This is a genomic window from Aminithiophilus ramosus, from assembly GCF_018069705.1.
In the GTDB taxonomy this organism is placed as follows: domain Bacteria; phylum Synergistota; class Synergistia; order Synergistales; family Aminithiophilaceae; genus Aminithiophilus; species Aminithiophilus ramosus.
Window position 1 is genome coordinate 101,171 of record NZ_CP072943.1, and the last position, 24,469, is coordinate 125,639.

25 protein-coding genes are annotated in these 24,469 nt (G+C 66.4%); 8 read left to right on the forward strand and 17 right to left on the reverse strand.

Annotated elements, in window-relative coordinates:
• Window positions 1-10: 10 nt before the first annotated feature.
• From KAR29_RS00450 to KAR29_RS00465, 4 genes are read right to left on the reverse strand one after another with little or no spacing between them, the layout of a single operon-like run.
• Entirely contained in the window at window positions 11-1,240 is a 1,230-nt protein-coding gene (locus tag KAR29_RS00450; protein WP_274373690.1) for an ABC transporter permease, read from the reverse strand.
• The gene (locus KAR29_RS00455; RefSeq protein WP_274373691.1) at window positions 1,240-1,941 is read right to left on the reverse strand and encodes an ABC transporter ATP-binding protein; all 702 of its coding nucleotides are present in this window, start codon (window positions 1,939-1,941) and stop codon (window positions 1,240-1,242) included. Before KAR29_RS00455 ends, KAR29_RS00450 begins: the two co-directional genes overlap by 1 nt.
• Window positions 1,942-1,943: 2 nt before the next feature.
• Window positions 1,944-3,098 carry an efflux RND transporter periplasmic adaptor subunit gene (locus KAR29_RS00460; protein WP_274373692.1) on the reverse strand — a complete coding sequence of 385 codons (1,155 nt, stop codon included), beginning with the start codon at window positions 3,096-3,098 and terminating at the stop codon, window positions 1,944-1,946.
• Window positions 3,095-4,393: a TolC family protein gene (locus tag KAR29_RS00465; RefSeq protein WP_274373693.1), complete on the reverse strand. Its 1,299-nt coding sequence runs from the start codon at window positions 4,391-4,393 to the stop codon at window positions 3,095-3,097. The genes KAR29_RS00460 and KAR29_RS00465 overlap by 4 nt, the downstream gene beginning before the upstream one ends.
• A gap of 195 nt (window positions 4,394-4,588) precedes the next feature.
• Between KAR29_RS00465 and KAR29_RS00470 the strand changes: the two genes are divergently transcribed.
• The 3 genes from KAR29_RS00470 to KAR29_RS00480 all read left to right on the forward strand — a co-directional run bounded on the left by KAR29_RS00470 (window position 4,589) and on the right by KAR29_RS00480 (window position 7,330).
• Window positions 4,589-5,281 (forward strand): response regulator transcription factor, encoded by a 693-nt coding sequence (locus KAR29_RS00470; protein WP_274373694.1) that lies wholly within the window; start codon window positions 4,589-4,591, stop codon window positions 5,279-5,281.
• A 2-nt stretch (window positions 5,282-5,283) separates the two neighbouring features.
• Window positions 5,284-6,699, forward strand: a complete 1,416-nt coding sequence (locus tag KAR29_RS00475; protein ID WP_274373695.1) for an ATP-binding protein — start codon at window positions 5,284-5,286, stop codon at window positions 6,697-6,699.
• A gap of 88 nt (window positions 6,700-6,787) precedes the next feature.
• Window positions 6,788-7,330, forward strand: coding sequence for an NAD(P)H-dependent oxidoreductase (locus tag KAR29_RS00480; RefSeq protein ID WP_274373696.1), 543 nt, complete (start codon window positions 6,788-6,790; stop codon window positions 7,328-7,330).
• 175 nt (window positions 7,331-7,505) lie between these two features.
• Here the strand turns inward: KAR29_RS00480 and KAR29_RS00485 are convergent, their stop codons facing one another.
• From KAR29_RS00485 to KAR29_RS00510, 6 genes are all read right to left on the reverse strand, one after another.
• Complete coding sequence (locus KAR29_RS00485; RefSeq protein ID WP_274373697.1) at window positions 7,506-7,835, reverse strand: hypothetical protein; 330 nt, start codon at window positions 7,833-7,835, stop codon at window positions 7,506-7,508.
• Window positions 7,836-8,042: 207 nt separating this feature from the next.
• Window positions 8,043-9,518, reverse strand: a complete 1,476-nt coding sequence (locus KAR29_RS00490; RefSeq protein WP_274373698.1) for a TrkH family potassium uptake protein — start codon at window positions 9,516-9,518, stop codon at window positions 8,043-8,045.
• Between the two features lies 1 nt (window position 9,519).
• Entirely contained in the window at window positions 9,520-10,176 is a 657-nt protein-coding gene (locus tag KAR29_RS00495) for a potassium channel family protein (RefSeq protein ID WP_274373699.1), read from the reverse strand.
• Window positions 10,173-10,577, reverse strand: coding sequence for a potassium channel family protein (locus KAR29_RS00500; RefSeq protein WP_274373700.1), 405 nt, complete (start codon window positions 10,575-10,577; stop codon window positions 10,173-10,175). Before KAR29_RS00500 ends, KAR29_RS00495 begins: the two co-directional genes overlap by 4 nt.
• A gap of 2 nt (window positions 10,578-10,579) precedes the next feature.
• Complete coding sequence (locus tag KAR29_RS00505; RefSeq protein ID WP_274373701.1) at window positions 10,580-11,236, reverse strand: response regulator; 657 nt, start codon at window positions 11,234-11,236, stop codon at window positions 10,580-10,582.
• Window positions 11,233-13,056, reverse strand: a complete 1,824-nt coding sequence (locus KAR29_RS00510; protein WP_274373702.1) for a sensor histidine kinase — start codon at window positions 13,054-13,056, stop codon at window positions 11,233-11,235. Before KAR29_RS00510 ends, KAR29_RS00505 begins: the two co-directional genes overlap by 4 nt.
• 150 nt (window positions 13,057-13,206) lie before the next feature.
• Between KAR29_RS00510 and KAR29_RS00515 the strand changes: the two genes are divergently transcribed.
• The 4 genes from KAR29_RS00515 to KAR29_RS00530 all read left to right on the forward strand — a co-directional run bounded on the left by KAR29_RS00515 (window position 13,207) and on the right by KAR29_RS00530 (window position 16,506).
• Window positions 13,207-15,111, forward strand: a complete 1,905-nt coding sequence (locus KAR29_RS00515; protein ID WP_274373703.1) for a DUF4118 domain-containing protein — start codon at window positions 13,207-13,209, stop codon at window positions 15,109-15,111.
• Entirely contained in the window at window positions 15,108-15,800 is a 693-nt protein-coding gene (locus KAR29_RS00520) for a response regulator (RefSeq protein ID WP_274373704.1), read from the forward strand. The genes KAR29_RS00515 and KAR29_RS00520 overlap by 4 nt, the downstream gene beginning before the upstream one ends.
• Before the next feature lie 98 nt (window positions 15,801-15,898).
• Window positions 15,899-16,159, forward strand: a complete 261-nt coding sequence (locus tag KAR29_RS00525) for a hypothetical protein (protein WP_274373705.1) — start codon at window positions 15,899-15,901, stop codon at window positions 16,157-16,159.
• Window positions 16,159-16,506: a hypothetical protein gene (locus KAR29_RS00530; RefSeq protein ID WP_274373706.1), complete on the forward strand. Its 348-nt coding sequence runs from the start codon at window positions 16,159-16,161 to the stop codon at window positions 16,504-16,506. The genes KAR29_RS00525 and KAR29_RS00530 overlap by 1 nt, the downstream gene beginning before the upstream one ends.
• Window positions 16,507-16,570: 64 nt before the next feature.
• Here KAR29_RS00530 and KAR29_RS00535 read toward each other — a convergent pair whose 3' ends face one another.
• Both KAR29_RS00535 and KAR29_RS00540 read right to left on the reverse strand, forming a co-directional pair.
• Complete coding sequence (locus KAR29_RS00535) at window positions 16,571-16,885, reverse strand: AzlD domain-containing protein (RefSeq protein WP_274373707.1); 315 nt, start codon at window positions 16,883-16,885, stop codon at window positions 16,571-16,573.
• Window positions 16,882-17,616: an AzlC family ABC transporter permease gene (locus tag KAR29_RS00540; protein ID WP_274373708.1), complete on the reverse strand. Its 735-nt coding sequence runs from the start codon at window positions 17,614-17,616 to the stop codon at window positions 16,882-16,884. Before KAR29_RS00540 ends, KAR29_RS00535 begins: the two co-directional genes overlap by 4 nt.
• 162 nt (window positions 17,617-17,778) lie before the next feature.
• Here KAR29_RS00540 and KAR29_RS00545 point away from each other — a divergent pair, with 162 nt between their 5' ends.
• Window positions 17,779-18,210 carry an arsenate reductase ArsC gene (locus KAR29_RS00545; RefSeq protein ID WP_274373709.1) on the forward strand — a complete coding sequence of 144 codons (432 nt, stop codon included), beginning with the start codon at window positions 17,779-17,781 and terminating at the stop codon, window positions 18,208-18,210.
• 94 nt (window positions 18,211-18,304) lie between these two features.
• Here the strand turns inward: KAR29_RS00545 and arsM are convergent, their stop codons facing one another.
• The 5 genes from arsM to KAR29_RS00570 form a co-directional block, all read right to left on the reverse strand.
• The gene (arsM, locus tag KAR29_RS00550; protein WP_274373710.1) at window positions 18,305-19,096 is read right to left on the reverse strand and encodes an arsenite methyltransferase; all 792 of its coding nucleotides are present in this window, start codon (window positions 19,094-19,096) and stop codon (window positions 18,305-18,307) included.
• A 56-nt stretch (window positions 19,097-19,152) separates the two neighbouring features.
• Window positions 19,153-20,316 carry a permease gene (locus tag KAR29_RS00555; protein ID WP_274373711.1) on the reverse strand — a complete coding sequence of 388 codons (1,164 nt, stop codon included), beginning with the start codon at window positions 20,314-20,316 and terminating at the stop codon, window positions 19,153-19,155.
• A 71-nt stretch (window positions 20,317-20,387) separates the two neighbouring features.
• Window positions 20,388-20,630 carry a thioredoxin family protein gene (locus KAR29_RS00560; protein ID WP_274373712.1) on the reverse strand — a complete coding sequence of 81 codons (243 nt, stop codon included), beginning with the start codon at window positions 20,628-20,630 and terminating at the stop codon, window positions 20,388-20,390.
• Between the two features lie 365 nt (window positions 20,631-20,995).
• Window positions 20,996-21,697: an L-2-amino-thiazoline-4-carboxylic acid hydrolase gene (locus KAR29_RS00565; protein ID WP_274373713.1), complete on the reverse strand. Its 702-nt coding sequence runs from the start codon at window positions 21,695-21,697 to the stop codon at window positions 20,996-20,998.
• A 160-nt stretch (window positions 21,698-21,857) separates the two neighbouring features.
• Complete coding sequence (locus KAR29_RS00570; RefSeq protein WP_274373714.1) at window positions 21,858-24,467, reverse strand: ATP-binding cassette domain-containing protein; 2,610 nt, start codon at window positions 24,465-24,467, stop codon at window positions 21,858-21,860.
• Between the last annotated feature and the right edge of the window lie 2 nt (window positions 24,468-24,469).

A 24,469-nucleotide genomic window follows, 5' to 3' on the forward strand; every position in this document is an offset into this window, starting at 1 on the left:
CGAGGAAGGTCTATTCGTACTTCAGGGCATCGATGGGCCGCAGCTCGGAGGCCTTCCAGGCCGGGTAGAAGCCGAAGAAGACGCCGATGAGGGCCGAGAAGCCGAAGGCGAGGCCGACGGAGAGGGAGGATACGGCCGTCGTCCACCCGGCGAAACGGGAGAGGAGCGTCGAGCCCAGGCCGCCGAGGGCGATGCCGACGAGGCCTCCGGCCAGGGAGAGAAGGAGGGCCTCGGCGAGGAACTGAGCCAGGATGTCGGCCTGTTTGGCCCCGATGGCGCGACGGATGCCGATCTCCCGGGTCCGCTCCGTGACGGAGACGAGCATGATGTTCATGATGCCGATGCCGCCGACGAGGAGGGAGACGGAGGCCACCGAGGCAAGAAGGAGGGACATGATCCGCGTCGACTCCTTGGCCGTCTCGAGGAACTCCGAGAGGTTGCGGACGTCGAAGTCGTTTTCCTGGCCGGAGCGGATGCGGTGGCGCTGGGCCAGGAGGCGCGTCACCTCCTCCTGAGTGAAGTCGAGGGTCTCGGAGCTGACGGCCTTGACCATGATCGTGCCGATCTTGCCGGGGAAACGGGAGCCGAAGAGCCGTTTCTGAGCCGTCGTGACGGGGACGAAGAGGACGTCGTCCTGGTCGTTCCCCATGGCGGCGCTCCCCTTTTCCGTCAGAAGGCCGATGACGGTCATGGGAATCTTGTTGATGCGGACCGTCTTGCCCAGGGGGTCGTCGCGGCCGAAAAGCTCTTCGGCCACGGTCTGTCCCAGGATGCAGACCTTGGCGGCGCTTCTCACGTCGGAGTCGTTGAAGACTCGCCCCGAGGCCAGAGTCCAGGAGCGGACGTTCATGATCGAGGTCGTCGTCCCCCAGACGGTGGTGGCCCAGTTGGCGTTGCCGAAGACGATCTGGGCCGACCCGTTGAGGACCGGCGCCACATCCTCGACGGTGGTAATCTCCTGGCCGATGGCCTCGGCGTCCTCCAGGGTCAGAGTGGGGACGGAGGAGGATCCCTGGCGGGCGCCGCCGCTTGTGGCCGATCCGGGCAGGACCATGAGGAGGTTGGTCCCCATGGAGGCGATGGTGGAGCCGATCTTCTCGTTGGCGCCGTTGCCGATGGCGAACATGGCGATGACGGCGGCGACGCCGATGACGATGCCCAGCATGGTCAGAGCCGAGCGCATGCGGTTCACCCTGAGGGAGCGCAGGGCGATGCGGAGAATTTCTCGTGCGGCAATCATCAGCAGGCCCTCCTTTCGCGGACCTCTTCGTCGGAGAGGATCAGCCCGTCGCGGACGGTGACGATCCTCCGGGCGAAGAGAGCCATGTCGGGCTCGTGGGTGACGAGGAGGATGGTGATGCCCCGTTCGTCGTTGAGCTGCTGGAAGAGTCCCATGATCTCCTCGCTCGTGGTCGAGTCGAGGTTGCCCGTCGGCTCGTCGGCCAGGAGGAGGGGGGCGCCGCCCACGAGGCCCCGGGCGATGGCGACGCGCTGCTGCTGGCCTCCCGAGAGCTGGTGAGGCTGGTGATGCTCCCGCCCTTCGAGTCCGACCCGGACCAGGGCCTCATGGGCCCTCCTGTGGCGCTCCCGGCGGTCGACGCCGCCGTAGAGCAGAGGGAGTTCGACGTTCTCCAGGGCCGAGGTACGGGCCAGAAGGTTGAAGCCCTGAAAGACGAAGCCCAGGCTTTCGTTGCGGATGGCGGCGAGGCGGTCGCCGTCGAGACCGCTCACGTCCTGGCCGTCGAGGCGGTAGGTGCCCGAAGTGGGACTGTCGAGGCAGCCCAGGATGTTCATGAGCGTCGACTTGCCCGACCCCGATGCGCCCATGATGGCGACGAACTCCCCTTTGTCGATGGAGAGGGAGATGCCCCTCAGGGCACGGACGGAAACTTCTCCCATGGCGTAGATCTTTTCGATCCCTTTCAGTTCGATGAGGGCCATGGCTAGAACATCCCCGGCCGGGGCGGGGCGCTGTCGGCCTTCTTGGTCGCCTTGGCCGTTCCCGTGACGGCCGTGACGACGGTCTGTCCCTCTTCGACGTCGCCCGAGATGGCCGTGAAAAGGCCGTCGCTGAGCCCCCGTTCCACGGGCAGGGCCCTGAGGGATCCTCCCTCGCCGGCGATCCAGAGAAGGTCTCCTCCTGCGGCCTCGCCCGGGGGCGAGAAGCGGAACGCCGCGTTGGGGACGGCCAGGACCCGGCGTGCCGAGGCGATTTCGAAGGTCACGTTGGCCGTCATGCCCGGCTTGAGCTTCATCTCCTGGTTGTCGACGCGGACGACGACGGTGTAGGTGACGACGTTCTCTTCCGTCTCGGCCTGGAAGCGGACCTGGTGGACGTAGCCCTCGAAGGTGTCGCTGGGGTAGGAGTCGACGGTGAAGAGGGCCTTCATCCCCTCCCGGAGATAGCCGATGTCGGCTTCGTCGACGGCGGCCTCGACCTGCATCTTCGTCAGGTCTTCGGCGATGGTGAAAAGGGTCGGCGTCGAGTAGCTGGCGGCCACGGTCTGCCCCTCGCTGACGTCCTTGGCGACGACGACGCCGTCCAGAGGCGACGTGATCGTCGTGTAGTTCAGGTTGGCCCTGGCCTTGTCCAGCTTGGCCCTGGCCTGGAGGACCGTCGCCTTCGCCGATGTCACCCGCGCCCGGGCTCCCTCGAAGGTGCTCATGGCCGTGTCCACTTCGGAGGCGGCGATGAAGTCCTTGGCGAAGAGGGTCTTCTTGCGCTCGTAATCGCGGCGGGCGTCGTTCAGGTCGGCCTCCTCCTCGGCCACCCCCGCCTGGGCGACGGCCAGATCGGCCTCGGCGGCGGCCACCTCGGCCTCGAAAAGGATGGGGTCGATGGTGGCGATGACCTGTCCGGCTTTGACGATGCCGTTGTAGTCGGTGAAGATCTTGTTGATCGTTCCCGAGACCTGGGTCCCCACGTCGACGGTGTTGACGGCCTCGATGGTCCCCGTGGCGGAGACGGTCTGGACGATGTCGCGGCGCGTCACCTCGGCCGTGAGAAAGCTCAAGGCGGGCTCGGGTTTCCTGAAATAAAAATAGCCTCCTGCGGCCAGAGCGGCGACGGCGGCAAGAAGGAACAGTTTTCGGATCATCCTCGGGAGACCTCCTTTTCGTGCTCCTCTGCCTTGCCTGCCCTGTCGATTTCCCCACCCAGGGCCTTCTCCAGGGAGGCCAGGGCGAGGCTGTAGTCGTACCGTGCGGCGTTGGCCTCTTTGCGGGCCTCGTTATAGTCTTCCGTGGCCTGGCGGACCTCCAGCTGGTACCCCACTCCGACGGCGTACCGTCCCATGGAGAGGTCGAGGTTCTCCCGGGCCTGGAGGACGGTCATCTCCGTGGCGGCGATGTTCTGACGGGCCTCGTCGATCTCCAGAAGGGCCGTGCGGACCTCGAGGGCCACCTGCTGGAGCTGGGAGTCGTAGTCGGCCTGAGTCTCGGCCAGAGAGGCCCGGGCCTCGGCCGTTTTGGCCGCCGTCAGTCCCCCGTCGTAGAGGGGAATAGCGAGGCTGAGCCCCACCGCCCACTCTCCGCCGCTGCTGGAGGAGGAGCCATCGCTCCAGTCGTAGCCCCCGGAGGCCGAGAGCTGGGGGTTGAGGCCCAGGCTCTGGTAGCGGACGGTCTCTTCGGCCTCGAGAAGGGAGAACTCCAACGACTTCAGGTCGGGCCGGAATTCCCTGGCCCTGGCGAAGGCCTCTTCGAAGGAGAAAGAGACCTCCCGGTCGTCCTCGACGTCGGCGATGTCGTAGCCGCCGGCGAGGACGAGGAGGCCCAGGCTCTTGCTCAGCTCGGCCTTGGCCACGTCGCGGGACGAGCGGGTCTTGATCACGTCGAGCTCGGCCTGGCTCAGATCGACCTGGGCCGCCGTCACGTCCGACCGGGCCACCGTCCCCGTCTCGTAGCTCACCTTGGCCTTCTCGAGCTGCTCCCGGTAGATCTCGGCCGTCTCCAGGGCCAGGAGATAGTCCTTCCGGGCCTTGAGGAGGCCGAAATAGGCCTCCTTGACGTCGTAGGCCACGGTCTGACGGGTCCGCTCCAGGTCGCGGGCCTTGCCGTCGCGGCCGTAGTGGGCGATGCGGATCGATGCCTTCGTGCGGCCGCCGTCGGACAGGAGCTGATTGACGGCGGCTTCGGCCGTGGAGCTGTCGCTCCCTTCCTTTTCCTTGAAGGACGAGGAGAGCTCCACGGTGGGCCTGAGGGCCGCCTCCTTCTGGCGGATGACCGCCTCCGCCCCTTCGGTGCGGGCCGCTCCGGAGCGCAGGTCGGGATGGTTGGCCAGGGCCAGGGCGATGCAGGCCTCGAGATCGAGTAAAGTGCCCTCTTCGGCGGACGAGGGGCCCGCCGGAAAGGCGAGGCAGGAGAGCAGGAGAAGCAGTGCGGCGAGTCCTTTCATGGCTCGACCTCCTTTGTGTAGACTGATGGGACGACGACATCATTGTATGTCGTGGCCCGTAAAGAGGCGGTCCAGGGAGGTTAAGATTCCTGAAGAAGCCGAAAGCGACGCTTGAGACACCCTATCCGTTCTTGACGGAAAAGAGGGGCTCGACGCGATAGAATGAGGATGGCTTTCCGGGAGGAGTGGACCGATATGGAGAAAATTCTGCTTGTCGACGACGATCTTGAACTTTGCGATCTCCTGCGGGAGTACCTCGAGGCCGAGGGGTTCTCCCTCGACGCCGTCCACGACGGACGATCGGGCGTCGACAGGGCCCTTCAGGGGCGTTACGCGCTGGCCGTTCTCGACATCATGCTTCCCGTCATGGGCGGCTTCGACGTTCTCCGCGAGATCCGGAGCCGATCCTCTCTGCCCGTTCTCATGCTCACGGCGCGCGGCGACGACATCGACCGCATCGTGGGCCTCGAGATGGGAGCCGACGATTACCTGCCCAAGCCCTTCAACCCCCGGGAGCTGGTGGCCCGCATCCGAGCCGTCCTCCGCCGGGGACGGGTCGATGAGGGGCCTTCGAGCCTGCTTTCCGCCGGCGATCTGGAACTGGACGGAGGGGCCCGGGCCGTGAGGGTCGGAGGTCAGCCTCTGGAGCTGACCTCCGTCGAGTTCAACCTCCTCGAGACCCTGCTCCGCTCGGCCGGCCAGGTCGTCGCCCGGGAAAAACTCGTCCTCCAGGTCCTCAAGCGCCCCTACTCCCCCTTCGACAGGAGCATCGACGTCCACGTCAGCAACCTGCGCAAGAAGCTGGGGTCCTACGGCGACGGCTCGGAACGGATCAAGACCCTCCGAGGCGAGGGTTACTTCTTCGCCCTTCCTCCCGAGGGGGCCTGACGGTGAGACGGAACAGCCTTTTTCTGACCCTCTTCCTCTCCTTCCTCGTCTCGGTCCTTCTGATGGGACTCCTCACCATGGGGCTGACGCTCGTCATGGCCCATCAGGGGATCCTGCGAACGGGCAGGGAGGATCTCCTGGCCGAGGCCGTCCGAGTCCGGGGGATGGCCCTCATCGAGGTCTTCGAGGCCGAAGGGTACCGGGGCGTGGGGCGCTCGATCCAGAAAGATCCCGTCCAGGACGGCTTTTTCATCCACCTCTTCGACGGCGACGGAAATCCCATCACCCAAGACCCCATGAGCGCCCGTCTGGCCGATTCCATCGTCGACCGTCTGGCCCGGGGGGAGACCTTCTTCCGGATCGGTCCCGTCGTCCTCTCGGCCCGGAGGGTATCGACCGAGAGGGGCTCCTATATCCTGGCCGGCGCCGTCCCCGTGCCGCCGCCCTGGCACTTCCTGGGACGCAACCCCGTCGAGTTCTGGCTTCGTCTGGCGGGGCTGATCGCCACGGCCGGCGTCGTCTGCTTCCTCCTGGCCCGCCACATCATCGGGCCCGTCCTGGCCCTGAACAAGGCGGCCCTGGCCGTCACCGAGGGCGATCTTGCCGTGAGGGTGGGCGAGCCGATCCTCCGGCGCGGCGACGAGATCGGCGAGCTCGGCAGGAGCTTCGACAGGATGACCCGTCACGTCGCCGAACTTCTCGAGGCCCAGGAGCGTCTTCTCCGCGACGTCTCCCACGAGCTGCGGTCTCCCCTGGCCCGGCTCAACGTGGCCCTCGCCCTGGCTCGGAAGAAGGCCGACGGGAGTCTCGGCGGACCTCTGGACCGCATCGAGAGGGAGGCCGAAAACCTCAACGCCATGATCGGCCGTCTCCTCTCCCTCTCCCGCCTCGAGGCCGACCTGGGCCCTCTCAGGACGGAGCGGGAGGACATGACGGCCCTTGTCATGGCCGTCGTCGATGACGCCCATTTCGAGGCCAGCCACCACGGCAAAGGGGTCCGGTTCATCGGAGAGGACGTTCCTCTCTGGCTGGAGTGCAACGGCGAGCTGGTGAAAAGCGCCGTGGAGAACGTCGTCCGCAACGCCCTCCGCTACACGGCCGAGGGGACCGACGTCGACGTCGAGCTCTTCGCGCCGCTCCGCGGACACGACGGCGTCGGGATCCGCGTCGCCGACCGAGGGCCCGGCGTCCCCGACGAGGAGCTGGAAAACCTTTTCCGCCCCTTCTACCGCCTCGAAGGGGCCAGGGACCGGCAGAGCGGCGGCGTGGGGCTGGGCCTGACCATCGCCCGACGGGCCGTAGGCCTTCATGGAGGGACGATCCGGGCCCTCAACCGCGACGGAGGGGGTCTGACTGTCGAGGTTTTCCTTCCCCGCCCGGGAGGAGAGAGGGCGGGCGCGTCCGGCCGGACGGTCTGAACGGGCCGGGAAGAGGGGGGTGCGGGCTTCCCCCTTCTTTCGTGAGGGAGCGCAGCTCGCCAGAGGCGACGGAGGAGCGTGAAGGGCTTTGAGATTTTTGATCGTTGACGGAAACCCCAGGGCGGATGCCTCTTTCGACGGGAGGCTGTCGGCGCTGGAGGGGACCCTTGCCGCCGCGGGCCACGAGGTGGAATCGATCCGCCTCCGCGAAAAGAGGTCTCTCCGTCCCGCCGCCCCCTCGAACCATCACGGAGGGGAGGCGGACCGGGAGAACTTCGACGGCGATCCCGTCGATTTCATGCGCTCCTGCCTCCACGCCGACGGCGTCTTCTTCGTCTCGCCGCTCGTCGGGGGCTTTCCGCCGCCTCTGCTCGAGACGGCCATGGAGTGCCTGATGCCTCTCGTGCGCCCCTATGTCGAGGTGGCCGAGGGGGCTCCCCGTCCGCTCCGCTACGGCGTGATGCCCAAGGTGGCCCTGTTCTACGACTGTCAGGCCGACGCCGAGGAGGATCTGCGTCCCGCCATGAAGGCCTTCGAGCGCTTCGCCCGTGACGCCCACACCGACTTTCTCTTCGCCCGTCCCCTCGGCGACCCTCTCGGGGCGATGCGCCAGATTCTCGAGGCCCTCTGATCCTCCTGGCGGACCGGTCTCTGCGGCTCCGGGGCTCGCGCAGGGCGCGTCAGCGGTATCCCCGAGGCGATGGGTCTTCCTGCATAAGACGCGTGAGGGGGTTTCAGGCCGAGCCTGCAATCCCCTCACGCGTCTTATGCGTTTTCACCTCGCCCCGCTTTCGCCGAGGCGATCGTCAGGGCTCCCAGCTCCGGGCGGCGTAGAAGAAGGCCTCCGGGGCGGGAACGGAAGGGGGGAGGTACTCCTCGTGGAGGACCATTTCGGCCCAGCGGTGGCGGTAGCGTTTCTGAGCCAGGGCTTCCGTGGCGAGGAACTGGTCGACGAGGACGGCCAGGTAGAGGACGCTCAGTCCCTCTCGACGGTGGGCGTCCTCCATGACGCTGCGGACGCGGATGCGCAGCTCTTCCGGGAGGGACTCCAGCGACGGCGCCGCGGCGACTTCCGGCGTGAGGGAGAGGATTTCCTCGAAGCGTCTCTGATAGGCGACGGTCCGCTCCACCGTCATCTTTCCGAAAAGGCCGTTGGGACACTGAGACAGATTAACTTTTTTTCTGAGAATCCATTTACCTTTCAATCCTTTTCGCGTCCTCCATCGGGTGATGCCTTCGGAACAGGCGAGCAGCAGACGGGCGAGAGGAGAGGGATTCAAAGGGGAGACCTCCTTTTCGGATGTAAGGCTTTCGGTAACCAGGGGCGTCATGCGGCGCGCCCCTCAACGGTCGTTTGAGACAAAGTCCCGCCACAGACGGGCCAGGGCGACGAAGACCACGAGAAACTCCAGTCGTCCCAGGAACATGGCCGCCGTAAGGGTCCAGAGCGTCGTCGATGTGGCCGTAGCGGAGACGACGCCCACGGAAAGACCGACGGTGCCGAGGGCCGAGGCCGTTTCGAACAGGGCGGCCTCCAGCGGAATGTCCTGCCCTGCCAGAAGGAGCGTCCCGACGGCGAGGGCGAGTACATACAGGAAAAAATAGACGCCCACCTCTCTGATCTTGCCGCCGGTGACGGCCGTCTCTCTCTCCCCGTCGGCCATGACGGGGACCAGAAGCGCCCCCGGAGGGAGTAACGCGCCTCTGATCTCCCAGAACAGACTGCGAAAGAGGAGATGAACGCGAGCCTGTTTGACCCCTCCCGCCGTCGAGCAGGTTCCGCCGCCGATGATCATGAGAACGATGAGGAGACTCCGGCCGAAGCCGTTCCAATCGCCGTAACTCACCGTCGAGAATCCCGTCGTCGTCAGGGCCGAGAGGGTTTCGAAAAGGGCGACGCGCAGGGCCTTGTCCATCTGGGGATAGAGATTCCGGCTGACGAAAAGGAAGGCCAGGAGAAAGGCCGACGCGGCGGCGACGACGAGGAGACGGATTTCTCCATTGCGGGCCACGGCCCGGAAGCGGCCTCTGACGAGGAGGAAGGCGGTCAGGAAATTGAGGTTGCCCAGGAGCATGAGGGGGATGGAGACGGCCTCCACGGCGGCGCGATCCCAGGCGCCGATGCTCGATCCGCGCGTCGAAAAGCCTCCCGTCGACACGGCGGCGAAGGCGTGATTGACGGAGTCGAAAAGGGATAACCCCGCGGCGAGGTAGCCCGCGATGCCGATGAGGGCGTAGGCTCCGTAGAGAGAGAGAACGAGCTTCGTCGAAGAGCGGATGTGGGGAACAAGCTGGTCCGTCCGCCCTTCGGCGGAGGACAGCCCCGTTCCGTTGGGGCTTCCGGCGAGGGCGACAAGGAAAATGGCCAGGCCCGCGCCTCCTGCCAGCTGAAGGAGGCTGCGCCACAGGAGGAGCAGACGAGGGGCGTTTTCGACGTCGACGACGGAGAGCCCCGTCGTGGTCCAGGCGCTTACGGATTCGAACAGGGCCTGTACCGGAGTCAGACGGCCCGCCGAGGCCATGGGGAAAGCGGCGAACACGGAGGCGACGGACCAGACGAGAAGGACCGCGACGGCGCCGTCCTGAAAGGATAGGGTCGCCGGGCTCTTCGGCCTGAAGCTCCTCCAGAGCCCCCATCCCACCACGCCGAGGGAGAGGCCGGGAACAAGAAACGAGAGGGCCCAGATTCTCTCCTCGGGATAGAAGAGAAGGGCCAGAGGCGGCAGGAAAAAAAGAAACGACGTCAGCCAGAGAATGCGCCCCGAATAGGCAGCCACGATCAGATAGGGCCGTCGGACCGGCAAGCGTGAGGGGGCCATTTCAGACCTCCCCCAGGAGGGCCCGCTCCAGCTCTCCGATCCGGAGGGGAAGGGCCACGGCGACAAGAAGGTCGCCGGAAAGGAGGATCGTGTCGCCTCGGGGAACGAGGACCTCCTCGCCTCGAACGACGGAGACGAGCAGGGTCTCTTTGGGCAGGCGGAGCGAGTGGACCTCCTTTCCCGCGGCCGGGCTTGAGTCGTCGAGGACGATCTCGAGCAGGCCCAGGCGTCCTCGGGCCAGAGGCGAGAGATGCCCTCCGTCGAAGCGGACCTGCTGCTCCAGCAGATCGACGAGGAGCGTCGTCACCGAAAAGGGCTCGATCCCCAGGGCCAGAAAGAGGCTTTCCTTGTCGGGATCTCCCGAAAGGGCCAGGGCGCGGGACACGCCCATCTCCTCCAGGGCGATGCGGGCCGAGACCAGGTTTTCGTCGTCGCGGGGGGAGAGGGCCACCAGAAGATCGGCCTTGTCGGTCTCGGCATCGCGCAGAACGGCGGGATCCGTCCCGTCGCCGAAAATGACGGGGATCTGAAGTTGTCGGGCGAGCAGAAGGGCTTCGGCATGATCGGAGGTGACGAGCGTCAGCCGATGGCCTTTTTCCAGGATGCGCCGGGCCATGAAATAGAGAAGCCGTCCGCTTCCGGTGGCCACGATCCTCATCGCTTTTTTTCCAGGAAGGCCGGGGCCAGATCGAGGGCCGGGCAGACCGTCTCGATTCCCAGACGCGACCAGAGTCGGGCCTTCTGGGGCGTTTCGACGCGGGCGACGACGCGCGGGACGGAGAAAAGAGTCCGCGCCGCCTGGGCCGCGAAAAGGTTGGCGTTTTCGTCGTCGGCCGTAGCCAGGAAGAGATGAGCCTCATGCGTCCCTGCGCGACGGAGCAGTTCCGGCTCGGTCATCTCCCCTTCGAGGGTGAATCCGCTGAACTCGGGCGGAAGACGACGGAAAGCCCTTCCGTCCCGGTCGATGACGACAAGGGACTCTCCCTGTGACGAAAGCTCGCCGGCGAGCATCGATCCGAGGCGGCCGCACCCGGCGACGACGACGTAACGGGAGGCCATCGTCACGGCCTGCCGTCGTCGGGCAGCGATCGGAGATCCATGACGAGACGGTCCAGATTTTTGCGGGCCGGCCGGTAGGCCTCGTCGAGGGAGAGGGCGACGCGGTACTGTTCCTGAGCCTCCAGAGGGTTTCCCTCCTCTTCGAGGAGGCGTCCCATGAGGTTGAAGGCCTCGGGCCGGCCCGGCAGCAGGCCGAGGGCGCGGCGGAGGAATGCCCTGGCGCTCTGAAACTCCTTTTTCCCGAGAGCCTCCCGGGCCCTGTCGCAGCAGCCGTCGTAACTTTCCGTCGAGCGGTCCTCCAGGGCCCGACGGACGCGTTCTCTCAATTCGGAGGGGCTGAAGGGTTTCTGCAGGTAGTCGACCGCTCCCGTCCTGAGAGCCTCGACGGCGGATTCGATGCTGCCGTGGGCGGTGATGACGAGAACCTTGGTCTCCGGCCGACGCTCGGTCAGGCGATGGAGGACCGTCAGGCCGTCCATGCCGGGTAGCTTGAGGTCGAGAAGGATCAGCCGGTAGCTCTTGGCGGCCGCCATCGCCAGGGCCTCTTCTCCGCTCAGGGCCGCATCGACGGAATAGCCCGCCTCTCGGAGGGCGTGGCCCAGAACGAGCCGTATGTTCCGTTCATCGTCGACAATCAAAATGGGATTAACATCGGTCATGCTGTTCTCTCCTCGCCTTCGTTTCTCTCTTCTCCCGCCGAGGCTGCCGGAACGGTGAAGCTGAAGGTGCTCCCGGAGCCGAGAGAGGAACGGACCCAGATCGCGCCTCCGTGAGCTCTCAAGATCTCGCGGCATATGGGCAGCCCCAGCCCCGTGCCCGTCCGCTGACCCGACACCTGGGCGAATTTCTCGAAAATACGGGCCTGATCGTCTTCGGCGATCCCTTCTCCGTTGTCGGTGACGTCGACGCGGATCCATCGCCCCATGGCCGACGCGCCGATGTCGATCTGTCCGCCCTGCTGCGTATGACGCAGGGCGTTGGCGATGAGGTTTGTCAGCACCCAGGCGATCTTGGAAGGATCGATGCGGACCAGGGGAAGAGGATCGCCGAGACGGGACGTGACGGATAGGTCCTTCTCCGCCAGCTGGATGGCCATGATCTTGAGCACGTCGTCGACGATGACGCCCAGGGAGACCTCCTCGAAGGAGAGGGCGATCTGTCCCGCTTCGAGTCGGGAGAGATCGAGAAGATCGTCGACGAGCGATCGAAGTCGATGGAGATCTTCGTCGGCGGCGACGAGAAGTTGTCTCTCATCGCCCTCGATTCCGCCGCCGAGATGTTCCCGGAGCAGATCGAGGCTCATGAGGGCGCTTGTCAGCGGCGTGCGCAGCTCGTGGGAGGCTCGGGCGATGAAATCGCTCTTGGCTCGGTCCAGGGTGACTCTCTGCGTCACGTCTCTGAAGACGATCAGCACGGGAACGGGAGGTTCCCCGCCGTTGCGGATGGGGATGAGCGAAAGCTCCAGAAGAAGGTTTCGCCGGTCCGTCCCGTGGTCGAAGGGGAGGGTCGTCGGAGAGCGGCCCGTTTCGACGGTCTCTTTGATTTTCTGCTGAAGTTCCTCGCCGGAGAGACACTCGAAGATATGTCTTCCCAGCGTCCTCTCCGGCGCGAGATCGAGCATGCGGGCGGCCGAGGGGTTGATGTCGGTCACGACAAGATGGCTGTCGACGACGACGAGGCCGTCATCCATGGCGGCGATGATGGAACGGCTCTTGTTGGTGGCCGCCAAGAGCTGAGAGACCTTCATCTCATTCTGCAGCCGGAGCTTACGGACCATTCCGTTGAAGGAGAGGGCCAGCTGGCCGATCTCGTCGCCCGAGAGACCCTCCACGGGGACTTCGGGGTAGTGCCCCTCTCCGACTTTTTCCGTTCCCTCCAGGAGGCGCCGAAGGGGACGAACGATGCGACCGGGAAGGATGGACCCGAAAAGAATGCCGCCCACTAGCGACAGGCCGCCCAGAAGGCCGGTGATGCCCACGGCCCTTCGCGCCTGCTGCAGGGCCCGATCCGACGCGGCGAACATGGCGTCGCGGTTCATTCCCTCCAGATGGGCGAGGGCCTCCGCGGCCTCGTCGAAGGGCAGACCGGCCGAGGTGGAGAGCCGGCTCATGGAATCGATGAGACTCATCCAGATGCGGCGATGGCTTTCTCCGACGGCTTCGACGGCAGGCCCCTCTCCGGGAAGGGTCAGATTTCCCCGAGCGCGATGATAGCCCTCCATGAAGGCCATCTCCGCCTCGTACAGCGCGGAGAAGGTGCCCCTCTCCAGCGGCGGGCCCGAAAGGAGAAGGTGCTGCCGGGAGTGGGCCCGCTCCATGGTGCGGACCGCCTCGATGCTTTCGTAGTTCTCCTTGAGGATTCCCTCGGCCGATCGTCCCAGGCCGATGAGGTAGAAAAAGGAGATCGCCAGGACGAGGAAATTGAGCAGAACGAGCGCGATCAATCCGAGCAGGATCTTGTTCCGAATGGACAACGTCAACGGCGTCTCCCTCCCGTCGGCAGCGATTCTAGCATGGCGTCCGGCGCCGTCCCTTCTCCCTTGATCGAATCTTGAGGTACGGATCCGACCTTTTTGATGAATCCTTGAGGGCGAAGGGCTAAAATGTCGGGGAAGAAGGAGGTGGGGCAGATGAAGAGCGTCGACGCCCATCCCGTTCCGTCGGAATCCCCTGCGTCCCGGCCCGAGCGGATTCTCGTCTGTCTCGGCCCCAGCCCCTTCGGCGAGCGCCTTCTCCGCGAAGGCCTCCGGATGGCCCGGGCTTCCGGAGGCGAGCTGTGGGCCCTCCACGTGGAGCCCCCCCTTCCCCGCCAGGGGGAGGCCGATCGGCTTTCCATGGAGGGGAATCTGCGTCTCGCCGAGGAGCTGGGCGCTCGGCTTTTCGTCCGCCCCGGCGACGACGTCGCCGCCGTCGCCGCCGATTTCGCCCGTCGCCACGGCGTGACGCGCATCCTCGCCGGCAAGCCCCTTCTTCCCCGGTGGAGAACCCTCTTGCGGGGAACCCTCGTGGACCGCATGATCCGTCTCAGCGGCTCCATCTCCGTCGTCGCCTTCAGCGGCGTCGAGGCCCTTCCCCCCTCCCGCGGCGACGGCCCCTCTCCCCGGGCCTACGGAGGGGGTCTGGCCCTCGCCCTGGCCGCCACGGCCGTCGGGCTTCCCCTGAGCCGCGTCATGGCTCCCGCCAACGTCGTCATGGTCTACCTCGCCGCCGTCCTCGTGGCGGCCCTTTTCCTCGGCAGGGGGCCTTCAGCGGTGACGGCCGTCGTCGGCGTTCTCGCCTTCGACGTCTTTCTCGTGCCTCCCTACTACACCCTGGCCGTCGCCGATTCCCAGTACCTCGTCACCTTCGCCGGCCTCCTCGGCGTCGGCCTCGTCGTCAGCGGATTGGCCTCGCGGGCCCGAGAGCAGGCCCGCGAGGCCAGGCGCAGGGAGGAGGAGGCCCTGGCCCTTCACGCCTTCAGCCGCGACCTGGCCGCTGCGGCGTCGAGAGAGGCCGTCGTCGCCGCCGTGACGGAACACCTCTCGCGGATGTTGGGCTGGGATTCGGCCCTTTTCCTGGCCGACGGATCGGGCGGTCTCCGCGCCGTCACGCCTCTCCCCCCGACGGCCGGTCTGGAGGCGATGGTCGGCGACGTTCATCGCCTCGGCCGATCCCAGGAGACGACGGGAGGCGCCCTCGGTCTTCCCCTCGAAGTCCCGGGCGAGAAAGTCGGCGTCCTCGTCCTTTTCCCCCGCCAGGAGAGCCGTTCGGGGCGGCTGCGCGACACGGTCGTCCTCCAGGCGGCCCAGGCCCTTCATCATCTCCTGCTCGACGAGCGGGCCCGCGAGGCGGAGCTCCTCCAGGTCCGCGAGAAGATCCAGACGGCCCTTCTCAACTCCATCTCTCACGAAATACGGACGCCTCTGTCGTCCATCACCGGCGTTCTCAGTTCCCTGCGAGGGGGGGCGAAGGCCTTCGCCTTCGACGAGGCCTCCCGGTCGGCGCTCATCGAGACGGCCTGGTCCGAGGCGCGGCGCCTCAACGGTCTCGTCGGCAACCTGCTCGGCATGAGCCGCCTCGAGGCGGGAGCCCTTCGGCTTGCCCTCGAGCCCTGCGACCCGGCCGAAATCGTCGCCCACGTCCTGGACCAGATGCACGAGCGCCTCGAGGGACGGGAGGTCGAAACGGAACTGCCCCGCGAGGCCTGTCTCGTCACCGTCGATTTCATCTTCTTCTCCCTCGTCCTCGTCAACCTCGTCGACAACGCCCTCAAATACAGCCCTCCCGGCTCGCCCCTCGCCCTGGCCGTCCGTCGTTGCGGGAGCGCCTCCCTCGTCTTCGACGTCCTCGACCGCGGACCGGGAATTCCCGAGGCCTTCAGGGAGAAGGTCTTCGAGAAGTTCTTCCGCCTCGCGCCCGGCGGCGGAGGCACGGGGCTGGGGCTGGCCATATCGAAGGGGATCGTCGAGGCTCACGGAGGAACGCTGGAGGCCCTCTCCCGCAGGGACGGCGGAACGGTCATGAGGGTGACCCTGCCGGAGGCGGTCGAGCCGTGACGGCCGAGAACCGGCGCGTCCTCGTCGTCGACGACGAAAAGGCCATCCGCCGCCTCCTCGACCTCGCCCTCTCTCCCCAGGGCTACGCCGTCTTCGAGGCAGCCTCCGCCGCCGAGGGGCTGGCTCGGGCCATCGAGGTCCGTCCCGACCTGATCCTCCTCGACCTGGGGCTCCCCGACCGCGACGGAAGGGAGTTCATCGAAGAGCTGCGGAGCTGGTCCCAGATCCCCCTCATCGTCCTCTCCGTCCGCGACAGGGAGGCCGAGAAAATCGCCGCCCTCGACGGCGGAGCCAACGACTACGTCGTCAAGCCCTTCGGCATCGGCGAGCTTCTGGCCCGCATGCGGGCCGTCCTGCGCCGGGCCCTTCCCGCCGGAGAGGAGCCCCTTTTTCGCGTCGGCGACCTCGAAGTCGATCTGCCCCGTCGCCGTGTCCTCCTCGGAGGCCGCGAACTCTCCCTGACGCCGACGGAATACGACCTACTCAAAACGCTCATCCGCCACAGAGGCAAGGTCGTCACCCACGGCCGCCTCCTCCAGGCGGTCTGGGGCGAGGCCTACCGGGAGGAACGTCATCTCCTCCAGGTCAACATGAGCAACCTGCGCCGCAAGATCGAGCCCGACCCTTCGAGGCCTCGCTACCTCCTCACCGAGCCCGGCGTCGGCTATCGCCTTCGCGACGAGGGGTAGTGGAAAAATATATGTGGAAATGTGACCACTTATTGGGTATAATGGCCCCAAGAAATCCGGGCCGGAGCGGTCCGGGATGCCGACAGGAGGTCATCGTCATGAACTGGAAAGAGGCTCCTCAGGATCAGGTCGTCTGCCCCGAGACGGGGATCACGAAAAAAGAGGTCGTTCAGGCCATCGCTCTGGGGGCGGAGACCGTCGAGGCCCTGGAAGAGCAGTTCGGCTCCTGCAGCGAGACCTGCGACTGCCGGGAGGGCCTTCAGGCCCTTCTCGACATCTACCTTCCCCTCCTGCAGGAAATGCGCGGAGGCGGGTGCAGCTGCAGCTGCGGTTCCTGCGGAGGAGGCTGCGAAGGCTGATGACAGAGGAGCGCACCCTCCAGATTTCCTCCGACTACTGGCTGGGAGAGATCGCCGCTCACAGCGACGGCAACTTCCGCATCGTCTGGCGGACGATCATTCTGGGATGCTGCTCCGTCTTTCGCGGTGCCGCCGCCTATCTGGGCAGCCCCGAGGAGAACTCGGAAGCCTACGAGGTCTTCTCCATCGAGGGAACGGACGGCGCCCGCTGCTGGATCCACCGCGACGTCCTGGACGAGTGGAAGAAGATCAGGCCCACCGACGAGGGCGACTACCTCTTCGTCGTCCAGTCCGTGGGGCGTTTCCGCCTCCGTTTCCCCGGAGGGGTCCTTCCGGAAGTGGCCTGAGGGGCAAAAAAAAGGGGCTCCCTCCGCGCGCGGAGGGAGCCCCTTTTTTCGTAGGTTCCCGTTTTCAGAGGAAAAGCTGAAAAAAGACGAGAAGGGCCATGCCGCCGACGATGGTGACGAGGACGTTGCGGCTGTGGGCGGCGATGGCCAGGGCTCCCAGCCCGGCCAGGAGGCGGGAGGGGGAGAAGACGTTCCCCTGGGCCGTCTTGGCGTAGAAGATGGCCGGTGCGACGAGGGCCGCCAGGGCCGCCGGAGGGATGTAGCGCAAGATGGCGTCGACGGAGGAGGGGATCCTGTCGGGGGGGACGAAGCAGGTGAAGAGTCCCTTGACGACGAGCGAGGCCAGGGAGACGGCCAGGGCGACGACGAGGAAGGTCATGAGGCCCGTCCTTTCCCGTCGAGGAGGACGCCGGCGGCGACGCCCAGGAGAAGGGCGGCGAGGAAGCCCAGCTGAAGGGGCACGGCGGGGACGAGGACGACGGCGGCCGGGGCGGCCACGGCGGCGGCCCCGATCCTTCCCCTGTCTTTCATCTGAGGCGCCAGGAGGGCCGTGAAGACGAGGGGCAGAGTGAAGTCGAGGGGGAGCGAGGCGGGAATGACGGCGCCGACGTGATAGCCGACGGAAATGCCCGCCGCCCAGGGGAGGAAGATGGCCAAAGAGGCGCCCAGAAGAAAGGCCGTCACGTCCATCTGTCCCCCTGTCGTCTCCACCTCGGCCATGGTGAAGGCGTAGGACTGGTCGGAGATGACATAGGCGCAGAGAAGGCGTTTCCACCAGGGCTCGTGCCCCAGGAGGGGGACGAGGGAGAGGCTGTACATGGCGTAACGCATGTTGAGCATCACCGCCGTGGCGACGATGACGAGAAAGGGCGCGTCGGCGCCGAAGAGGTGGACCGTCGCCACCTGGGACGTTCCGGCGATGAGGGAGAGCGAGAAAAAGCCGCTCTCGAAGGAGGTCAGCCCCGTCTGCTTCATGATGAAGCCGAGGACGACGGCGAAGGGGACGATCCCGACGAGGATGGGAAGGACGGCCCGGGCCCCCCGGAGGGCGTCGGTCAGGGCTCCGCGGCTCGAGGCGGCGTCTTTACCGCTGAAGTGGGCTTCTGTCATCGTTGGCTCCTTTTCGCGATCTCGCGAGGCCCGAGCGGTCCTTGCCCTCGAAGGGGCCTTCGGGAGAGGTCCCCGCTTTTTCGTGACCTTTTCGTGACGGACCGGAGGCGTTTTTTCTGCTTCAATAGGCATTGTAACAGGAAGAGGAAGGAGGCGGAAAAGATGGAACCCTTGAAAGTCCTCTTCATCTGCGGGAAGAACCGGGCCCGGAGCCAGATGGCCGAGGCCTGGCTCAACAGACTGGGCGGCGGCGCCTTCGTCGCCGAAAGCGCCGGCCTCGAACCGGGCCCGGGCGTCCATCCTCTGGCCGTGGCCGTCATGGCCGAAGAGGGCATCGACATCGCGGCCAACAGCGTCGACAGCGTCGAGGCCTTTTTCCTCGAGGGGCGGGAATACGACGTCGTCATCGCCGTCTGCGACGCCGCCAAGGCCGGTCGCTGCCCCGTCTTTCCCGGGAAAGGCGAACGCCTTCACTGGCCCTTCGACGACCCCGAAGGCCTCGAGGGCACGGAGGAGGAGAAACTGGCCGCGACGCGGTCCATCCGCGACGCGATCCGCTCGGCCGTCGAGGCCTTCATCGCCGCCCGAAGCTGAAAGGCGGAGCGGGAAGAGCGTCGGACAGACAGAGACACAAGGGCAGGGGACCCCGGCGGGTCCCCTGCCCTTGTGTCTTCTGGGGGGGCTCCGTTCAGAGACCCTTGACGGCGGAGATGAAGGCGCTTGCGACGGTTCCGCTTGCCAGGCGGCGGTCCTCCTCCGAGAGGTCGGGGAAGAGTTCGGCCGCCTCGTCGTCGCTGAAGGCGTAGATCTTGGTGAGGGTGATCGTCACGTCGTCGAAGGGGACCGCGTCGATCTTGGCCCGGAAGACGTCGACGGGAAGGGCTCCGGCGATGCAGCCCGTCCAGGCCGCCACGCTGGCCTGGACGGACGGGGGCAGAGGCCGGAGGAGGACGATGTCGGAAAGGGCCATGCGCCCTCCCCTGCGGAGGACGCGGAAAATCTCCCGAAGGACCTGGTCCTTGTCGGGAGAGAGGTTGACGACGCAGTTGGAGAGGACCCGATCGACGCTCCCGTCGGGGAGGGGAATGGCCTCCATCTCGCCTCGGATGAAGGAGACGTTCTCCATCCCGGCCCTGCGGCGGTTTTTCTCGGCCTCTTCGAGCATGGCCTCCGTCATGTCCAGGCCGTAGACGTGGCCCGAAGGCCCCACCTGGAGAGAGGCGAGAAAGACGTCGAGGCCGGCGCCGCTGCCGAGGTCGAGGACCGTCTCGCCCTCTTCGATAGCGGCCAGGGCCGTGGGGTTGCCGCAGCCGAAGGAGGGGATCTCCAGGCCGTCGAGACGTTCGGCCAGCTCCTGCCGATCGTAGTTGCCTTCGGTGACGGGATCGCTTCCGCAGTCTTTTCCGCAGCAGCAGGACGCGCTCTGACGCCTGATGGCGTCGGTGTACTTCCGTCGGACCTCTTCTCGGATGTCGCTCATGGTATCTCCTCCAGACTGAAAAAGGGGGAAAACGGGGGGGCTTCTCGCCCCCTCGCCTAGCCGACGAGGGCGCCGTAGATCAGGCCGGCCAGGGTGGACAGGGAGACGACGAGGGCCACGAAGGCGACGGTCTTTTTCGTCCCCAAAACGCTGCGGATGACGAGCATGTTGGGCAGAGAGAGGGCCGGTCCCGCCAGAAGGAGGGCCAGAGCCGGTCCCTGTCCCATGCCGGAGCCCAGCAGCCCCTGAAGGATGGGCACTTCGGTGAGGGTGGCGAAGTACATGAGGGCGCCGGCCAAAGAGGCGAAGAAGTTGGCCCCCACCGAGTTGCCCCCCACGAGAGAGGCCACCCAGGAGGGGGGGAGAAGGGCCTCGTGGCCGGGCCGTCCCAGGAGAAATCCGGCGACGAGGACGCCGCCGAAGAGGAGGGGCATGACCTGGAGGGCGTAGCCCAGCGTCGACTGGCCCCACTCCTGACGCTCTTCAGCGGAGAACCAGCGCCGCGTCGTGAAAAGGACGAAAAGCAGGGCTGCCCCCGCGACGGGCCACTTGACGGCGTAGAGAGCCGTCCAGAGTCCGCCTTCGCTGCGGGGGGCGGCGAAATTGGCGAAGACGAGAAAGACGACGAGGCTCGCCATGTGCCAGACCGTCTTCCAGAGGGGACGTCCCTCCTCGGAGGGAAGTTCGACGAAGCCCTGCTGACGCGAGGCCTCCTCGTTGCGGAAGAGAAGGGCCATGGCCAGGCCGATGAGGACGCTGAAGGAAATGGCCCCGACGGCGCGGGCCAGGCCGAGCTCGAAGCCCAGGACGCGGGCCGTGAGGACGATGGAGAGGACGTTGATGGCCGGCCCCGAGTAGAGGAAGGCCGAGGCGGGGCCCAGACCGGCGCCGCGCTTGTAGATGCCGGCGAAGAGGGGGAGGACCGTGCAGGAGCAGACGGCCAGAATGGTCCCCGAGACGGCGGCGACGGAATAGGCCACCCACTTCTTCGCCCCCGCGCCGAGATACTTCATCACCGCCTGCTGGCTGACGAAGACCGATATGGCCCCGGCGATGAAGAAGGCCGGGACGAGGCAGAGGAGGACATGTTCGCGGGCGTACTCGTGGAGCATGGCCAGGGCCTCGAAGGAGGCCTTGGCCACGCGGGGATCGGCCACGGGCAGAAAGTAGGCCGCCAGGAAGGCGCCGACGATCCAGAGCAGTTTCTTCGTCTCGGTCATGACAAACCTCCTTGTGGTAAAAAGGCCACCAATGGGGCGAAAGAAAGGCCCCGCAGGGCCTTTCCTGTCTCTTATTTGTCCAGGCCGCTCAGGAGGGTCTTGACCTGCTCGACGGTGGGCACCTTTCCCGCCGAGAGGACCTTGCCGTCGACGGCCAGCCCCGGCGTGGCCATGATGCCGAAGTCGAGGATATCGCTGATCTCCGTCACCTTGACCAGCTCGTAGTCGAGGCCGAGCTCCCTGGCGGCCGTCTCGGCCGTCTCGGCCAGCTTCTTGCACTTGGCGCAGCCCGTTCCCAGGATCTGTATCTTCATCGAGGTCACCTCCGGATGTTCTGTGGCAATATTACCACATAAAGAGGCGCTGTCAACGGCCTTGGCGGCACATTTGAGGACCGGTTCGCGACCATTGTCCCCCTCTCTCGTCCCGGAGGGGCGGCTCCGCCGCCGACCGGAGGCGCCTTCGGCCGGGACCGCCTCGCCCATGGATCGGAGGGATTTCCCCAGCCAGACGGAGAGGAGGGGGCGGTCCGGGGGCGGGCCCGCGAAGGGGCCGTGGCGTCGAAGACGGCGCCCCGAATCGGGGCCGAAGGCTGCTTTTCGGGACCGCCGGATCGGGGGCTTGGGCCGATTTTGCCCTGCAGAGACGGCCCGATCGTGGCCTTGCCGATCGCCGTCGGTCAGGGCCTTTTCGAGAATTCCGCCAGGCCGTCGACTCTCTCGACGTGGCGAGGCCTTCCCTCGCGCCGGAATCGGAAGTCGCAGCGGGAGGCGCCGTTGCCGATCGTCTCCGTCCTTTCGAGGCAGAGGCCCAGCTCCTCGAAAACGGCATAGTCGTTGGCGCAGAGGTAGGGAAGGAACCGTTGGGCGCCGCGGCTTCGGTAGAGGTCGACGATGGCGCAGCGGCTGTAGTCGACGCCGAAGTCGAAGCCATCTTCCTCGCCGGGCTCGACCCTTCGGGCGGCCCAATCGCCGTCGAAGGCTTTTCGGGGTCCGTCGGGACCACCCGATGGGGCCCGGAAGAAGGCCTCCCTCATGGCGGCCCGCCCTTCCGGAGGGCACTTCTGTCGGGTGTAGAGGGCCAGGGCGGCCCGATTGACGGCCGCCACGGCCTCGACGTCGAGGCCCCGCTCTTCGAGGAGTTCGTAGAAGCCCATCTCGTAGGCCGCGCCGAGAAGATTTTCCGTGAGGGGATTGTCCTCTCCGCCGATGTAGGGCAGCTCGGGCAGGAGGGCGACGAAGCGCTCCCAAGCCTTTTCCGTCACGTTCAGGGCCTCTCCCCGAGGGAGGAGGCGCTCCGCCTCCACTTCGAGGCAGGCCGCCAGGAAACGGAGGCGCGTCTCGTAGAGGCGCCGCGTTTCCTCCACCATCGTTGCGTTCATGCGATCTTCACCCTTTCGTATCGAGCTTTCGCGCCGATTCGTTACGCGGACGCCCTATCCCGCCGTGCGTTTCTCTGTCGTGCCCGGGCTTCTCCCCGGGGAGGAGGCGGCTCAGGGGCCGGTCTTTCCCCCCCCGAGGAGGACCCGGAGGCTTTCCGTCTCAGACGGGCAGGCTCTCCGGCGCGGGGGCCAGGCTCCATCCAAGCGATTCCTGCTGGATCTTCCAGAGCCTGGCGTAGAGGCCGTCCCGGGCCAGGAGCTCCTCGTGGCGCCCCCTCTCGACGACTCGTCCCTCGTCGAGAACGACGATGGAATCGGCCCGGCAGACCGTCTTCAGGCGATGGGCCACGACGATGACCGTCCGTCCCGCGACGAGGCTGTCGACGGCCCGCTGGATCTCCAGTTCGTTTTCCGGATCAAGAGAGGCCGTGGCCTCGTCGAGAAGGACCAGGGGCGCGTCCTTGATGAGGGCCCGGGCGATGGAGAGACGCTGCTTCTCCCCTCCCGAGAGGGTGCAGCCCCCCTCGCCGACGAGGCTGTCGTAGCCTTTGGGCAGCTTCCTGATGAAGTCGTGACACCGGGCCTTCTTGGCCGCGGCGATGACCTCCCCGTCGGTGGCGTCCTCGCGTCCGAAGCGGATGTTGTTGGCCACCGTGTCCTGGAAGAGGTAGACGTCCTGGAAGACCATGGAGACGCGCCCCATGAGGGCCTCGGGGTCGAGCTCCCTCACGTCCCGGCCGCCGAAGAGGACCTGACCCGAGTCGGCGTCGTAGAAGCGGGCGATGAGCTTGAGAAGGGTGCTCTTCCCGCTGCCCGAGGGACCGACGAGGGCCGTCAGGCTCCCCTGGGGGAAGGCCGCCGACAGGTCACGGAGGACGGGGACGTCGCCGTAGCCGAAGGAAAGGTCTCTGACGACGACGGAGGCCGACTCGGGGGGCGTCTCCGTACCGGCCATGACGGGTTCCCGGCCGAGGCGGAGGATGCGCTCTCCGGCCTGTTCGGCGTAGCGCAGCTCGGCGTAGTTGATCAAAGCCAGAGTGAGGGGGTCGAAGACGCGGGAGCCTACGACGAGGAAGGTGACGAAGACGAAGGGATCGAGACGGCCGCCCAGGAGGCGGTGGACGCCGACGAGGATCATCACCGTCAGTCCCGTCCGCAGGAGGGCCACGGCGGCCATGACGAAGGGGCCGATCGTCCCCTCGAGGCGGATGCTCTCGTTCATCAGTTCCCGGAAGGATCGTTCGAGGCGTCGGAAGCGACTCCCCGTCAGGTTGAAGGCCTTGACGACGCGGATGCCGTACAGGTACTCCTGAAGGCGGTTGGCGGCCCCGATCTTGGCCTTCATGTGGCGCCGTCCCAGGACGCGGAGGAGCTTCGTCGCCGCCGCCATGACGGCGACGGCCAGGGGGAGGGCGAAGAACATGGCCAGGGCCATGGTCGGATCGAGGGAAAAGAGGCCGACGAGGGCCAGAAGGGGCATGAGGAGCGCTCCGGCCAGCTGGGGGACGAAGTGGGAGAGGGCCTGCTCCAGAAGGGCGAAGTCGCCCATGATCATGTTGGCCATGTCGCCGGGATCGCGGCTGGAGAGGTAGCCCAGGGGGAGGCGGCCGACGTGCTCGGCCAGCCTCACCCTAAGCCCGTAGAGGATGCGGAAGGCGGCGACGTGGGCGGCCATGGAGCCGACGTAGAGGAAGAGGAGAGAGGCGACGAGACCGACGAGGGCGACAAGGCCCAGTGGGTCATGAGAGGGCCGTCGATCCGGCTTGGATCCTCTACCTTGGCCAGCAGTTCGGCCAGGATGTGATAGACCGACAGATAGGGCGCCAGGGCGCAGGCGGCGCTGAGGGCCGCCAGGCCACCGGAGAGGACCAGAAGGCCTTTCTTTTCCCCGGCGATCTCCAGGAGTCTGCCGATGGCCTGCTTTTTCATGGTTTGTCCCCCTCTTTTCGGGAAAGGTCGTCGAAGCCGATGTGGACGATGTGGCAGGACATGGCCCGTCGCAGGGGGGGATGTGGCGGAAGAGCCTCATCGAGCGCCACCGGGGCCGGGCATAGTCGAAGTAGTTCCATTTTCCGAGGAAGCGGATGGCCTCGGACCAGTCGGCGACCGACTCGGGATCGTCGGGTCCCCAGAGGAACTCCAGGCCCTCTCCGACCTTGGAGAGGGAGTCGTGCCATCGGGCCCTGCCGACGACGAAGGGCGCCGTCGCCTCGAAGAGCATCTCCCCTCGGGGAAAGCGCCGGGCCAGCTCGACGAAGAGGGATCGGACCTGCTCCTCGGGGAAATACATGAGGAGCCCTTCGGCGATGAAAAGCGGGGGGCTTTTGACGGCGCCGATCTCGTCCATCCAGGAGAAATCGAAGACGGATCTGGCGATGAAACGGCGTCGCCCTGTCTCGTCGAAGAACCGTCGCCGCATCTCGATCCCCTCGGGAAGGTCCAGATCGTACCAGTCGATCTCCCTGGCTCCGATTCTCTCCAGGCGGGAATCGAGCCCGGCGCCGAGATTGACGACGGCCCCCTCGGGGTGGGCGTCGACGAAGCGCCTCGTCTCCCGGTCCAGAATCATGGACCGGACGGCCACGCCCAGCTGAGACTTCCAGCAGGCGTCGAAGACGGAGAAGTCGTAGTCGATCTGCCTCACGATCTCGACGGCCTTGGGGTCCCTGAAAAGTCCGTCCTCTCGGGCCGTCTCGGCGGCCTTGGCCCAGAGGGTGATGAGCATCGTCTCCGGCAGGCTCCCGATCGGGGATGTCCCGTCCTTTTCCATGG